The organism is Actinoplanes sp. TBRC 11911 (genome assembly GCF_012933445.1).
Classification (GTDB): domain Bacteria; phylum Actinomycetota; class Actinomycetes; order Mycobacteriales; family Micromonosporaceae; genus Actinoplanes.
Genome location: NZ_JABBNC010000014.1, coordinates 12,959 through 26,770, shown reverse-complemented (window position 1 = coordinate 26,770; position 13,812 = coordinate 12,959). Strand labels below are relative to the sequence as shown.

General features: G+C 68.7%; 14 protein-coding genes. 3 read left to right on the top strand and 11 right to left on the bottom strand.

Translation table 11 applies throughout. The features are described 5' to 3' along the window. Positions 1-1,074 (top strand): DUF3866 family protein, encoded by a 1,074-nt coding sequence (locus HH310_RS20260; RefSeq protein ID WP_169177161.1) that lies wholly within the window; start codon positions 1-3, stop codon positions 1,072-1,074. A 55-nt stretch (positions 1,075-1,129) separates the two neighbouring features. On the opposite strand, the gene HH310_RS20255 is transcribed toward HH310_RS20260, so the two are convergent. Genes HH310_RS20255 through pafA form a run of 3 tightly spaced genes read right to left on the bottom strand, consistent with a single transcriptional unit; the run spans position 1,130 to position 3,428 of the window. Further along, complete coding sequence (locus HH310_RS20255) at positions 1,130-1,777, bottom strand: O-methyltransferase (RefSeq protein ID WP_169177160.1); 648 nt, start codon at positions 1,775-1,777, stop codon at positions 1,130-1,132. A 13-nt stretch (positions 1,778-1,790) separates the two neighbouring features. Further along, positions 1,791-2,012 carry a hypothetical protein gene (locus tag HH310_RS20250; protein WP_169177140.1) on the bottom strand — a complete coding sequence of 74 codons (222 nt, stop codon included), beginning with the start codon at positions 2,010-2,012 and terminating at the stop codon, positions 1,791-1,793. A gap of 57 nt (positions 2,013-2,069) precedes the next feature. Then, on the bottom strand, positions 2,070-3,428 hold the full coding sequence (gene pafA, locus HH310_RS20245) for a Pup--protein ligase (RefSeq protein WP_169177159.1): 1,359 nt from the start codon (positions 3,426-3,428) through the stop codon (positions 2,070-2,072). A gap of 117 nt (positions 3,429-3,545) precedes the next feature. Between pafA and HH310_RS20240 the strand changes: the two genes are divergently transcribed. Beyond that, positions 3,546-4,502 (top strand): dTDP-glucose 4,6-dehydratase, encoded by a 957-nt coding sequence (locus HH310_RS20240; RefSeq protein WP_169177158.1) that lies wholly within the window; start codon positions 3,546-3,548, stop codon positions 4,500-4,502. A 17-nt stretch (positions 4,503-4,519) separates the two neighbouring features. Here HH310_RS20240 and prcA read toward each other — a convergent pair whose 3' ends face one another. The 7 genes from prcA to arc all read right to left on the bottom strand — a co-directional run bounded on the left by prcA (position 4,520) and on the right by arc (position 12,652). After that, a complete protein-coding gene (gene prcA / locus HH310_RS20235) occupies positions 4,520-5,365 on the bottom strand; it encodes a proteasome subunit alpha (protein WP_169177157.1) in 846 nt (281 codons plus the stop codon). Positions 5,366-5,418: 53 nt separating this feature from the next. Continuing rightward, positions 5,419-6,261, bottom strand: coding sequence for a proteasome subunit beta (prcB, locus tag HH310_RS20230; protein WP_169177156.1), 843 nt, complete (start codon positions 6,259-6,261; stop codon positions 5,419-5,421). Beyond that, on the bottom strand, positions 6,180-6,851 hold the full coding sequence (locus tag HH310_RS20225; protein ID WP_169177155.1) for an endonuclease VII domain-containing protein: 672 nt from the start codon (positions 6,849-6,851) through the stop codon (positions 6,180-6,182). The genes prcB and HH310_RS20225 overlap by 82 nt, the downstream gene beginning before the upstream one ends. A 6-nt stretch (positions 6,852-6,857) precedes the next feature. Then, a complete protein-coding gene (locus HH310_RS20220) occupies positions 6,858-7,073 on the bottom strand; it encodes a ubiquitin-like protein Pup (RefSeq protein WP_169177154.1) in 216 nt (71 codons plus the stop codon). Between the two features lie 100 nt (positions 7,074-7,173). Continuing rightward, complete coding sequence (gene dop / locus HH310_RS20215) at positions 7,174-8,691, bottom strand: depupylase/deamidase Dop (protein WP_169177153.1); 1,518 nt, start codon at positions 8,689-8,691, stop codon at positions 7,174-7,176. A 50-nt stretch (positions 8,692-8,741) separates the two neighbouring features. Then, positions 8,742-10,142, bottom strand: coding sequence for an acyltransferase (locus HH310_RS20210; RefSeq protein WP_169177152.1), 1,401 nt, complete (start codon positions 10,140-10,142; stop codon positions 8,742-8,744). Between the two features lie 728 nt (positions 10,143-10,870). Continuing rightward, complete coding sequence (arc, locus tag HH310_RS20205; protein WP_169177151.1) at positions 10,871-12,652, bottom strand: proteasome ATPase; 1,782 nt, start codon at positions 12,650-12,652, stop codon at positions 10,871-10,873. A 180-nt stretch (positions 12,653-12,832) separates the two neighbouring features. Between arc and HH310_RS20200 the strand changes: the two genes are divergently transcribed. After that, positions 12,833-13,120: a ferredoxin gene (locus HH310_RS20200; protein WP_169177150.1), complete on the top strand. Its 288-nt coding sequence runs from the start codon at positions 12,833-12,835 to the stop codon at positions 13,118-13,120. Between the two features lie 82 nt (positions 13,121-13,202). On the opposite strand, the gene HH310_RS20195 is transcribed toward HH310_RS20200, so the two are convergent. Beyond that, positions 13,203-13,793, bottom strand: coding sequence for a hypothetical protein (locus HH310_RS20195; RefSeq protein ID WP_169177149.1), 591 nt, complete (start codon positions 13,791-13,793; stop codon positions 13,203-13,205). Between the last annotated feature and the right edge of the window lie 19 nt (positions 13,794-13,812).

Below are 13,812 nucleotides of genomic sequence, written 5' to 3'. Positions count from 1 at the left end.
ATGGTGCGGTGGCGATCCGGGACGGTTCAGGCGACAAGACGGACATGGCACGGCGCTGCCGAACTGGACGTGACCGTCGACGACGGCGAAAAGGTGCGCGCTCTCGCCTACCCGCACCTGGTCGGCACGCCGGAGCCGGGCGATCGGGTGCTGCTCAACGTCGGCGCGCTGGTCATGGGCCTGGGCACCGGCGGGTACGCGCTGGTCGTGGCACTGCCCGACCGGCTGCCCGCGGACCCGCCGGACGACGGCACCAGCCGCGACGCCGGGCACCTGGTCAAGGCCCGCTACACCCCGCTGCAGACGATCCGGCTCGGCGTCGACGAGGAGGCCTCCCCGCACCGTACGGTGATGGCCGCGGCGGAATCGCTGGACGGCATGCCGGTCGTCACCGCCGACCTGCACTCGGCGCTGCCGGCGATCCTGGCCGGGATCCGCGCCGACCGGCCGGAGACCAGGGTGGCGTACGTGATGACCGACGGCGGTGCGCTGCCGGCCTGGTTCTCCCGCACGCTCGACGGCCTGCGCGACCATCTGGCCGGCACGATCACCACCGGGCAGGCGTTCGGCGGCGACCTCGAGGCGAGCACCGTGCACACCGGGCTGCTCGCCGCGCGGCACGTGCTGGCCGCCGACGTCACCGTCGTGGCGCAGGGACCGGGCAACCTCGGCACCGGCACCACCTGGGGCTTCTCCGGTGTCGCGCTGGGCGAGGCGGTCAACGCGATCGCCACCCTCGGCGGCCGGCCCGTCGGATCGCTGCGGCTCTCCGAGGGGGACGGACGGGCCCGGCACCTCGGCGTGTCACATCACAGCCTCACGGCGTACGGGAAGGTGGCCCTGGTGACCGCCGACCTGCCGGTGCCCGACAAGCTCGACCCCGCGCTGGAGGAGGCGCTGATGCCGCTGGCGCAGCGGCATCGGCTGGTCCGCGTCCCGGCGGACGGCCTGGACGAGGCGTTGCGGGCCAGCCCGGTGCCGTTGTCCACGATGGGCCGCGGGCTGGACGGCGACCATCTCTACTTCCTGGCCGCCGCGGTGGCCGGCCGGCACGCGGTGTCGCTGCTGGGGTGAGTCAGCGCAGCTTGCGCAGTCAGCCCAGCTTGCGCAGTCAGCCCAGCTTGCGCAGTCAGCCCAGCTTGCGCACGAGGGTGACGCCGTCGCGCAGCGGCAGCATGACCGACTCGACCCGGTCGTCGGCGACGATGCGGTCGTTGAGCCCGGCGACGACCCGGTCGCTGTCGCTGGACGGGGACAGGACGTTGCCGCCGCGGAGCACGTTGTCGAGCGCGATCAGGCCGCCCGGACGCATCCGCGGCACCAGCTCGGCGTAGTAGTCCGGATAGCCGGTCTTGTCCGCGTCGATGAACGCGAAGTCGACGGCCGGCTCGCGCGGCAGCGCCCGCAACGTGTCGGCGGCCGGGCCGATCCGCAGGTCGATCAGCTCGTCCACGCCGGCGCGCGCCCAGTAGCGGCGGGCCATCGACGTGTACTCCTCCGACACGTCGCAGGCGATCAGCCGGCCGTCCTTGCCGAGGCCGCGGGCGATGCAGGTGGACGAGTAGCCGGTGAAGACGCCGACCTCGACCGCGTACCGGGCGCCGATCAGCCGCACCAGCATGGTCAGGAACTCGCCCTCGTCGTGCGAGATCTGCATGCCGGCCATCCCGCCGTACGTGCGGCGGGTCTCCGTCGCCAGGTCGCGCAGGACGTCGTCGGCGGGTGTGCTGTGGGCGAGCAGATAGTCGCTGATGTCCGGATCGATGATGTCCGCCATGCCGGCCTCACTCTCAGGACGCGATCACCAGGATGACCCACGCCAGAATCACCAGACCGAGCAGCGCTGCGAGGGCCCAGGTGGGCACCTTGTGGTCGCCGGCCCGGTTGCGCTCGATCTCGGCCCGGATACGGGCCTGCTTGCGCTGCACCCGCGCCCAGCGGACATCGGCCGCCGTGTACTCGGGGTGCTCATCTTCCGCCGGGGCGGCGCTGTCGGGCTTCTCGGTCGTCATTGACCGGCAATGCTAGCCGAGCGTGCTGAGGCCCCGGCAATGCCGGGGCCTCAACTGCTACATGCTCGCGATCAAGCGCTCCACACGCTCGTCGTAGGCGCGGAACGGGTCCTTGCACAGGACCGTGCGCTGCGCCTGGTCGTTCAGCTTCAGGTGCACCCAGTCGACGGTGAAGTCGCGGCGCTTCTCCTGCGCGTGCCGGATGAACTCGCCGCGCAGCCGCGCCCGGGTGGTCTGCGGCGGCGTCTCCTTGGCCTCGAAGATCTCCAGATCGTTCGAGATGCGGTCGACCTGCTTGCGCTTCTCCATCAGCGCGTACAGGCCGCGGCCGCGGCGCACGTCGTGGTACGCCAGGTCGAGCTGCGCGATCCGCGGGTGGCTCATCGGGATCTCGTGCTTGGCCTGGTAGCGCTCGATCAGCTTGTACTTCGACACCCAGTCGATCTCGCGGGAGACCGGGTCGAGGTTGCCGCTCTCGATCGCGTTGAGCACCCGCCCCCAGAGCTCGACGACGCGCTTGGCGGTCTGGTCCCCGCCCCGACGCTCCACGAACTCGGTCGCCTTCGCCAAGTACTCCTGCTGGATCTCGAGGGCGCTGACCTCCTTGTTGTTGGCCAGGCGGATCTTGCGGCGGCCGGTGACGTCGTGCGAGACCTCGCGGATCGCCCGGATCGGGTTCTCCAGGGTCAGGTCGCGCATCACCACGCCCGCCTCGATCATCCGGAGCACGATGTCCGCACTGCCGACCTTCAGCAGCGTGGTCACCTCGTTCATGTTCGAGTCGCCGACGATGACGTGCAGGCGGCGGTACCGCTCGGCGTCGGCGTGCGGCTCGTCCCGCGTGTTGATGATCGGGCGGGACCGGGTGGTGGCGCTGGACACGCCCTCCCAGATGTGCTCGGCGCGCTGTGACAGGCAGAACACCGCGCCGCGCGGGGTCTGCAGCACCTTGCCGGCACCGGCGATCAGCTGACGGGTCACCAGGAACGGGATCAGCACGTCGGCGAGCCGGCCGAACTCGCCGTGCCGGGACACCAGGTAGTTCTCGTGGCAACCGTAGGAGTTGCCGGCCGAATCGGTGTTGTTCTTGAACAGATAGATCTCGCCGGCGATGCCCTCGTCATGCAGGCGCTTCTCAGCGTCGACCAGCAGGCCTTCCAGGATGCGCTCGCCGGCCCGGTCGTGGGCGACCAGGTCGGTGACGGAGTCGCACTCGGGAGTCGCGTACTCAGGGTGGGAACCGACGTCGAGGTAGAGACGGGCGCCGTTACGGAGGAAAACGTTGCTGCTGCGTCCCCAGGACACCACTCGGCGGAACAGGTACCGGGCCACTTCGTCCGGCGACAGCCGCCGCTGCCCCCGGTACGTGCACGTGACTCCGTACTCGGTTTCGAGGCCGAAAATTCGCCGTTCCATGTCGAAACATTAGCCGGATTGCACTGCCATTGGCAGCCACCACTCGCGCATTCCCCGTCAGTCCCCCGCACCGGCCCCCCGGCGCGCCGCTCACCTGCGGATAGACTCCCGTGAGAGATGAAACTCTTGGTGACCGGCGGGGCCGGCTTCCTCGGCTCGCACTTCGTGCGGGCCGTCCTGGCCGACCGGCTGCCGGGCCTGCAAGGCGCCACGGTCACCGTCCTCGACAACCTGTCGTACGTGGGCGCGTTCGCCAACCTGGGCGCCGTCGCCGAGAACAATCGCCTGGATTTCATGCCCGGCGACGTCACCGACGCGCCGGTGGTGCGGGCCGCGGTGCGCGGTCACGACGCGATCGTCCATTTCGCCGCCGCGACCCCGGCGGCCGGCGGGGAGATCCTGGCCCGGGCCAACGCGCTGGGCACGCAGGTGCTGCTCGACGCCGCGATACGCCACGACGTGGGGCGATTTGTTCAGGTTTCCGGGGGCCGGGTGTACGGGTCCATCGACGACGGTGCGTGGGACGAGACCACAAGCGTCACACCCGTCACCCCGTACGCCGCGACGAAGGCCGGCGGTGACCTGCTGGCCCTCGCGTCGCACCGCACGCACGGCCTGCCGGTGGTGGTGACCAGGGCGGCCGACACCTACGGACCGCGGCAGCATCTGACCGCGACCATCCCCCGGGCCGTCATCCACCTGCTGGACGGGCGCACGGTGCCGCTGGCCTCCGACGGTGGCGCGGTCCGCGAATGGCTGCACGCCGACGACCACTGCCGCGCGCTGGCGCTGGCCCTGTCACGTGGCCGGGCGGGCGAGATCTACCACATCGGCGGCAGCGTCGAACTGTCCGACCGGGACCTGATCGGCGAGATCCTCCAGGAGCTCGGCGCCGGCTGGGACCGCGTCGCCGTCGGACCGGAGCCGCCGGCCGGCCGCTACGCCCTGGACGACGGCAAGATCCGCCGCGAGCTCGGCTGGCAGCCCGAGGTCGAGTTCCTCACCGGCCTGAGCGCGACCGTCCGGTGGTACCGGCAGAACCCGGACTGGTGGCGCCCCCTCCTCTACTACTGAGAGGGCGCACACCGGTCTTACGAGTTGTCGCCGTTCGTCTCGTCTGCGGGCGTCTCGTCGGTGGGCTGCTCCTCGACCACGGCGGCGGCCGACGCGGTCGGCTTGTCCTCGCCCGGGTGCGGCGGGGCCGAGTCGACGTCGCCCAGCTTCTCCTCCGGCACGTCCTTGGTGCCCTCGAGGAGCTGGATCAGCGCCGGGCCGGCGATCCGCCGGAACGCGCGGCCCTTGCGCCGGCGGTCCAGCACGGCCACCTCGAGCATCTTGGCGTCCAGGCTGCGGGTCTGGCCGTTCTCGCCGCCCACGCTGCCCAGCGCCTCGGCGGCCAGCGCCAGCGCGTCGGACAGCCCCGCGGCCGTGTCGTGCCGCTCGCGCAGCACGTTCGCGATCGCCTCGGCCTGACCACCCATCGCCATGAAGCCCGGCTCGTCCATCACCGAACCGTCGTAGGTGATCCGGTACAGCTCGTCGGTCTCCGGGGTGGCGCCCACCTGCGCGACGCAGATCTCCACCTCGTACGGCTTCTGGGTCTCGCTGAAGATGGCACCGAGCGTCTGGGTGAACGCGTTCGCGAGCCCACGCCCGGTGACGTCCCGCCGGTCGTAGCTGTAGCCGTTCACGTCGGCCATCCGGATGCCGGCCCGGCGAAGGCTCTCGAACTCGTTGTACCGCCCGACCGCGGCGAACCCGATCTTGTCGTAGATCTCGCTGATCTTGCGGAGCGTGGTGATGTTCTCGGCGACCAGCAGGATGCCGCCCTCGTAGGTGAGCACCACGGCGGAGCGGCCGCGGGCGATGCCCTTACGGGCGTACTCCGAGCGGTCCCGCTGAACCTGCTCGGGTGATGCGTAGAACTGCATGGCCACGGGTGGCTACTCCCTCTCGTCCCTCGTCATGTCGCCCTGGAGCACAGCTGGACTCAGCCGCCCGGATTCTCCATCCGGCCCGCCACCACCTGCTCGGCCACCGCGGTGATCTCGTCCTCGCTCAGCCGGTGCGTGCCCTGGGCCGTCGCCGACATGACCACCGGGAAGATCTTGCGGGTCATGTCCGGCCCGCCGGTCGCGGTGTCGTCGTCCGCCGCGTCGTAGAGTGCCTCGACCGCCAGCCGCACCGCCTCGTCCGTGCTGATGCCCTGCCGATACTTCTTCTTCAGCGCCGACTTGGCGAACAGCGAACCCGAGCCGATCGAGTCGTAACCCGTCTCCTCGTACAGCCCGCCGGCCACGTCGAAGCTCCAGATCCGGCCCACCTTCGCGGGATCCGACGGGGCCAGGTCGTACCCGGCGAACAGCGGAACCACCGCGAGACCCTGCAGCGCGGCACCCAGGTTGCCGCGCACCATGCCGGCGAGGCGGTTGGCCTTACCGTCGAGGGACAGCATGATGCCCTCGATCTTCTCGTAGTGCTCGAGCTCGACCTGGAACAGCCGCATCAGCTCGATGCCGATGCCGGCCGTGCCCGCGATGCCGATCAACGAGTACATGTCGGCGGGGTACACCTTCTCGATGTCCCGGCTGGCGATCAGGTTGCCCATCGTCGCGCGGCGGTCGCCGGCCATGACGACACCCTCGGCCGTGGTGAGCGCCACGATCGTCGTCCCGTGCGGGGCGACGCCGCCCGCCGACAGGCCCGGCGGCAGCGGGCGGCGCCCCGGCAGCAACTCGGGCGCCGCATGGGTCAGGAACTGCGTGAAGGAGGACGTCCCCGCATTGGTGAAGATATCCGGTAGACGCCCGGATGGATCAAAGTCCTTTGCCACGTGGTTCCTTTCAGATACGTGATCGCACCGGCGAGGAACTCTGGGCTGTCCCGGAACTGCCCCAGCCCGCCGTTGCAGTTGAAGCACAATATCCCGCGCACCCAGCCAGTGCGATGATCGTGATCAACGTGTTGAGGGTCGGGGCCGCCACAGATCGCGCAGACGCCCCCTTGCTCGGCCACCAACTCGTCGAACTCAGCTTGCCCGATCCCGTAGCGCCGCCGAAGGTGATACTCACGGCTGCTGCCATGGAGGCGGATATTCGTCTCGATGCCTCGGGCGTTATGACACGGAAGGCAGTAGGAGTGGTAGCCGCTGGCCTTGCTCTTGGTTTGCGCGAACTCTGCCAACGGCTTGATGGTGTCGCAATCCGGACACCATTTCGATCCTGGCGGAACCGGCTCGGTCGACTGACGCCGCTCTTGAACGCCGCGCTTTCGCCGGCTCTGCTCCGACCGGACGTTCGCGCAACTCTTGCAGTAGAAAGCCAAACCATCGGAACGCCGGACGTTGCTGTGAAACTCGGAGAACGGCAACGTCCGGCGGCATTGAGGGCAGACCTTGCCGCCCGATCCTAACGAATCGGACATTTAGTCCTATTCCCCCCCTTTTTGGACATAGCCCCTCACGAATTCCTCGGCGTTTTCCTCCAGGACGGAGTCGATCTCGTCGAGCAGGTCGTCGACGTCCTCGGTGATCTCGGCGTGCCGCTCGGCTACCTCCGGGTTGGCCTCGGTGGTGACGTCCTCGATCTCCTCGTCCGTCCGGCTCTTGCTCGACTGCGACTGTCCACCGGTGTCTCGGGCTGCCATGGATGTCCCCTTCCTCAGCCACCCGGAGCCTGCGACTACGGGTGAAGAAAACCTACCTCGCGGCTACGACAAAAACCTGCCCGCCGTGACGGGTGTTTCCTCAGCGACTCGTAATCGCCTCGAGGAGATCCTTGGCGCTCTCGCACTTGTCGAACAGCGCGCCCACGTGCTTCCTCGTGCCGCGTTCCGGCTCCATCATCGGGACCCGGACCAGCGACTCGCGCCCCACGTCGAAGATGACCGAGTCCCAGCTCGCCGCGACCACTTCGGACGCGTACTGCGCCAGGCAGCGGCCGCGGAAGTAGGCCCGGGTGTCCTCCGGCGGCTCGTACATGGCGGTGTGGGTCAGCTCGGGGTCGAGCAGCGTCTTCATCGAGCCGCGCGCGACCAGGCGGTGGTAGAGGCCCTTCTCCGGCCGGACATCCGCGTACTGCAGGTCGACGAGCTGCAGTTTCGGCGACGACCAGCCCAGGTTCTCGCGCTCGCGGTAGCCCTCGAGCAACCGCAGCTTGGCCACCCAGTCGAGGCTGTCGGACAGCGCCATCGGGTCGCGGCCGAGCTGGTCGAGGACGGCCTCCCAGCGGTCCAGCACGTCGCGGGTCTGGTCGTCGGCGTCGTCACCCTCGCGGTCCTGCACGAAGTCACGGGCCCGCTCGTAGTACGCCCACTGCAGGTCGAGAGCGGTGAGCCGGCGGCCGTCGCGGAGCCGGATCAGGTGCTTGAGCGACGGGTCGTGGCTGACCGACTTGAGCTCGCTGACCGGGTCGGCGATGCCCAGCTCGCCGGTGAACACCTTTTCCTCGATCATGTTGAGCACCAGCGAGGTGGTGCCCATCTTGAGGTAGGTGGCGATCTCGGACAGGTTCGCGTCGCCGATGATCACGTGCAGCCGGCGGTATTTGTCCGCGTCCGAGTGCGGTTCGTCGCGGGTGTTGATGATCGGGCGCTTCAGCGTGGTCTCGAGCCCGACCTCGACCTCGAAGAAGTCGGCCCGCGAGGAGAGCTGGAAGCCGGAGCCGGAGCCGTCCTGCCCGATGCCGACCCGGCCGACCCCGGTGAAGATCTGCCGGGTGACGAAGAACGGGGTGAGATGCGCGACGATGTCGGCGAACGGGGTCTGCCGGCGCATCAGGTAGTTTTCGTGCGACCCGTACGAGGCGCCCTTGTTGTCGGTGTTGTTCTTGTAGAGCTGGATGCGGTGCGTGCCCGGGATCGTCGCCGCGCGCCGGGACGCCTCGGCCATCACCCGCTCGCCCGCCTTGTCCCAGCGGACCACGTCGAGCGGGTTGGTGCACTCGGGCGTGCTGTACTCCGGGTGGGCGTGGTCGACGTAGAGGCGGGCGCCGTTGGTCAGTATCACGTTCGCCAGGCCGAGGTCCTCGTCGGCGAGCGCGTCGGCCGGGTCGTAGGCGGCACCCGAGTAGGTGAACCCGCGGGCGTCGCGCAGCGGCGACTCCTCTTCGTAGTCCCAGCGGGCGCGACCACCTCGATTGAGCTCCGGGCGCGCCCCGTAGGCGTTGACGACCTGTGAGGACGTCACCATGGGGTTGGCGCTGGGCTGGCCGGGCACCGAAATGCCGTACTCGACCTCAGTGCCCATAATTCGTCGAACGCTCATGCGACCACCCTGCCCGCCACGACACTGACCCTGCTGCTCATGTATCGAGCCTAGACGCTCCGGCGCTCGTTCTCGCCCCGCCCCGTGCGCGAGACAGCACTCTGGGTGGCACCATCTGCAGTCCCGGCCCGCCGTGATTGATCGGGTGCCCGACGTTTGCCCAGGTAGCGCTCGACCGACCGGCCGCTCGCCGGTTCCGGGCCACTTGACAAATCGGCAGGACGCGCGGTGGCCCCAAGGGGGCGGCTCGTGACCCAGCGGCCCAGCGCCTGGCCCGGCCGCTCCACGAACCGGTAGCAGAGCCACGCGAGCGTCAGGGCGACGGCCAGGTAGGCGAGGCCGCCCGCGACCCGGGCCGGCGCCGGCCACGCGGCGAGATCGGCACCGATCCGCGGCAGCATCACGAGCACGACGGCGTGCAGCAGGTAGAGCGAATAGCTGATCTGGCCCAGCCAGGTGAGAAATCCCGGCACCGTGCGCTGCCTCCAGGCGTACGCCAGCAGGAATGTGCCCGCGACGGCCGCGACGTTGATCGCCCAGGTCCGGGGCGCCACGCCGTTCGTCGCATGCGCACCGATCACGCTGAGCGTGACCACCGACAGTGACGCTATGGCGACGGAACGCCGGATCTGGCCGTGCTGCACGCGGTAGACGACGGTGCCGGCGAACATCACGGCCAGGAACAGCAGGCCCTGCCAGGAGGCGATGACGGTGCTGTTCGCGGTGGCGTGGCCGTTGAGGGCGGGGACGAGCAGCATCGCGATCCCGGCCGCGCCGGCGAGACGTACCAGGCGGCGCTTGAGGTAGGCGGTGATGCTCAGGGCAAACACGATTGCCAGTACGCCCGCGAGCAGCCGCCGGTCCGCGAAGGTGCCGCCGAGCAGGTCGTCCGGCAGGTGGTTGCCGAGGAGCAGCCCGGTCAGCGCCAGGCCGGCGGCGAACAGCGCGCTGTGCCGGTGCAGGCGCCAGGCGAACAGGCCCGCGACCACCAGGTAGAACGTCATCTCGTAGGCGAGCGTCCAGAAGACCCGGACCGCGCCGCGCAGCCCGAGCAGGTCGGGCGTCATGGTGGCGTGCGCGAGGACGCCGGTGACCGTCTCGGCGCGCAGCGACGCCTGCCAGCTCATCAAGCCGGTCGCCACGAGGATGCCGACGACCGCGATGGTAGCGAGATATGCCGGATATATCCGGCATAGGCGGCCTATCCAGAAGCGGCGCAGGCTGCCGTGCCGCTCCAGCGACATCGGGATGACATAGCCGCTGACCAGGAAGAACAGCAGTACGCCGTACTTGCCGAGGTCGATGAACCGCATGATCGCGAGGTGCCGCTCGGTGCCCAGGATCTGCGGGCTGAGGTGGAAGCCGACCACGACGAGCGCGGCCCAGCCACGGAGCGCGTCGAGCCAGCCGAGCCGGGCAGGGCTTGGAGCGGGGACGCCGGTGGAACTCACGCTGGTGCAACGAAGCAGCGGATCGGCAGACACCCACCTTGGACCAGAGGCGCCCTGGCCGCGATGGTCCCGCAGGGCTGATCCGAACGCCTCGGATCGTCTTCGCGAGCCCGGCGGTCGGCGCCGCCGACGGACGCGACGCGGTCAACCGCCATGCGCTTTTGGTGCCTTTGTGCGGATCGAGCCGCCGTTGTCAGGCGTTCACGGTCGGATTTCGAGACCTTGGAGAGTTAGGGCTCGCATATGGGCGCAACTCTCCAAGGTCTCGAAATCGAGGGGTCAGCCGCGCTCAGAAAACCCCCGAAAGCGGATAAAATGACCGTCCTGTTTGGATGATCGCTCACGATGCGGGCATCTCTGACCGAATCGTGAGACAACCGCCGAGCACGAGCGTCACGCCTCGGCGCGCAGATGCCCACCCGAGGGTGACAAACGACGTTTTATACCGACTTACCGGACCCGGACGCCGGCGGCTGCAACCGAGAACGGACGACAGCGGCGCGGTGCCTGCCGAAAACCGCGGCGGCGCGGGGGCGGCCGAGAAGCCGGGGGCGCGGGGCTTGGCTGGGCAAGGGCCGGAGGCCGGGGACGGCCTGTTGTGGCAGCTAGAGCGGCCGTAAAACCCAGGGGACTCTTCGCGCGCCGTACCTCTGGATCTTTGTCGGGTTGCTGTTTGAGCTGCAACCGCGGGCCTGGAGAGTCCAGGCCCGCGGTGGCACGGCTTCTTGCTACAGGTACTGACCGGTGTTGGTCGCCGTCTCGATGGAACGGCCGGCCTCCGCGCCCTTGCCGCCGGAGACGAGCGTACGGATGTAGACGATCCGCTCGCCCTTCTTGCCGGAGATCCGGGCCCAGTCGTCCGGGTTCGTCGTGTTCGGCAGGTCCTCGTTCTCCCGGAACTCGTCGACGCAGCTGTCGAGCAGGTGCTGGAGACGCAGTCCCTTCTTGCCGGAGGTGAGGAACTCCTTGATCGCCATCTTCTTGCCACGGTCGACGATGTTCTGGATCATCGCGCCGGAGTTGAAGTCCTTGAAGTACAGGACCTCCTTGTCACCGTTCGCGTAGGTGACCTCCAGGAAGCGGTTGTCCTCGCTCTCCGTGTACATCCGCAGGACGACTGCCTCGATCATCGCGGCGACGGTGACGTCACGGTCGCCGCCGTGCTCGTTCAGGTCGTCGTCCGACAGCGGCAGATCCCGCAGGATGTACTTGCCGAAGATGTCCTTCGCCGCCTCCGCGTCCGGACGCTCGATCTTGATCTTCACGTCGAGCCGGCCGGGCCGCAGGATCGCCGGGTCGATCATGTCTTCCCGGTTCGAGGCGCCGATGACGATCACGTTCTCCAGGCCCTCGACGCCGTCGATCTCGCTGAGGAGCTGAGGAACGATGGTGTTCTCCACGTCGCTGGAGACACCCGAGCCACGGGTCCGGAAGATCGAGTCCATCTCGTCGAAGAACACGATCACCGGAGTGCCCTCGCTGGCCTTCTCCCGGGCCCGCTGGAAGACCAGGCGGATGTGCCGCTCGGTCTCACCCACGTACTTGTTGAGGAGCTCCGGGCCCTTGATGTTGAGGAAGTAGCTGGTGTGCTTCTCCTCGCCCATCCGCTCGGCGATCTTCTTGGCCAGCGAGTTGGCCACCGCCTTCGCGATCAGGGTCTTGCCACAGCCGGGCGGGCCGTAGAGCAGGATGCCCTTCGGCGGGCGCAGCTGGTGCTCCCGGAACAGCTCGGAGTGCAGGAAGGGTAGCTCGACCGCGTCCCGGATCGCCTCGATCTGGGTGTGCAGGCCGCCGATGTCGGTGTAGTCGACGTCGGGGACCTCCTCCAGGACGAGCTCCTCGACCTCGCTCTTCGGGATCCGCTCGTACGCGTACGCCGAGCGGGGCTCGATCATCAGCGAGTCGCCGGCCCGGAGCAGGCCCACCTGGAGGGAGTCGGCGAGGGACACGATGCGTTCCTCGTCGGCGTGCGACACCACAAGGGCGCGGTCACCGAGCTCGCCATGCGGGCCGGTGAGCACCTCCTTGAGCACCACGACCTCGCCGGTGCGCTCGTAGCCGAACGCGTCGACCACGTTGAGCGCGTCGTTGAGGAGAACCTCCTGGCCGCGCTTGAGCTCCTCCACCTCGAGGGACGGCGACACCGCCACGCGAAGCTTGCGCCCACCCGTGAAGACATCGACCGTGCCGTCCTCGTGGGCGGACAGGAATACGCCGTAGCCGCTGGGCGGCTGGGCGAGCCGGTCAATCTCTTCCTTGAGAGTGACGATTTGGGCTCGTGCTTCCTTGAGGGTCGCCACGAGCCGCTCGTTGTTCTCGGTCAGTCGGGCCAGCTGCGCCTGCGTCGCCGCAAGCCGTTCCTCGAGCTGCCGGACGTGTCGGGGGCTCTCGGTCAACTTACGCCTAACCAGCGCCAGTTCCTCCTGAAGGAACGCGACCTGGCTGGAGAGATCGTTGGCCTCTTTCTCCCAACGTGCGGCGCGTGTATCCGCGTCGTCGTTACGTGCCACGTCCCACCTCCCCGGGGGCTCGAACGTCTTGCCTCAACATTAGCCGCTGTGACACCGAATCCGGTCCCTGCAACACCCTCGTCACCGACTCTTGATCCATTCGGCCGGTACGCGACGGTTGGTCGTCGGAGAGATCCGGTACCGTCGGGTGGGGCAAATTGCGGGAGGTACTAAGTGTCGGTGCAGACCGGTACGGATGAGCTTCAGGTCTGGGTGGATCAGGACCTGTGCACCGGCGACGGTCTCTGCGCGCAGTACGCGCCGGAGGTGTTCGAGCTCGACATCGACGGGCTGGCATACGTCAAGGACAAGGCCGGTGACCTGCAGCAATCCCCCGGTGCACGGGTTGGCGTACCGGCCCACCTCCGCCTCGAGGTGATCGACTCGGCGAAGGAGTGCCCGGGCGACTGCATCCACGTGCGGCGGGCCTCCGACGACGTCGAGGTGGCCGGTCCCGACGCGGAATGACCGCCGGGTTTGTCAGGTCTAACCGGGCCTTGGTGATCTTGTAGCCGGCCCGGCCGGCATGCGAAAAAAAGTCACGCGCGTCTCAGAGTGTCGGACGTCCCACTAATGAAGCGACCACCCGGCTGAACTCCTCCAGACGGGCGATCTGGCCCGGGCCGCCGTCGTCCAGCGTCTTGCCGAAGCGCAGCGCGTCGTGCCGGATCGTGGTGCGGCTTTCGCCCTCGTCCATGCCGGGCGGCGGGACCGCGTCGTCGACCGAGCTGAGCAGCAGGTAGACGTCGATGCTGTCGACCCGCGCCTGCCCGTTGCTGGTGCGGGTGAGGCGCCGCCGGCAGCCCACCTCGGTGACCGTGGACAGCGGCACCACCCGCAACGAACTGGTCATCGAGCCCACCGGGCCGTCGCCGGGCGCCACATCCTCCCCGTGCCACAGCACGAGACGGCTGCCGTCACAGATGACGACCTCCTGCCAGACGCCGTTGACCTCGTTGACGAAGCGTTCCAGCGTGAAGCACAGCACCGAGGCGCCGCGCAGCACACCGAACAGCGCGTCCAGCGCCACCTCGGGATCGCGCAGATAGGCCCGGGCGGCCGAGTCCAGGTCCTGGTACGGAGACCAGTCCGGGAAGACCGCCGGCATCTCGTTGCTGCCGCCGAACGGCGGAGAACTCATCGCGCCCACCCGATCCTCC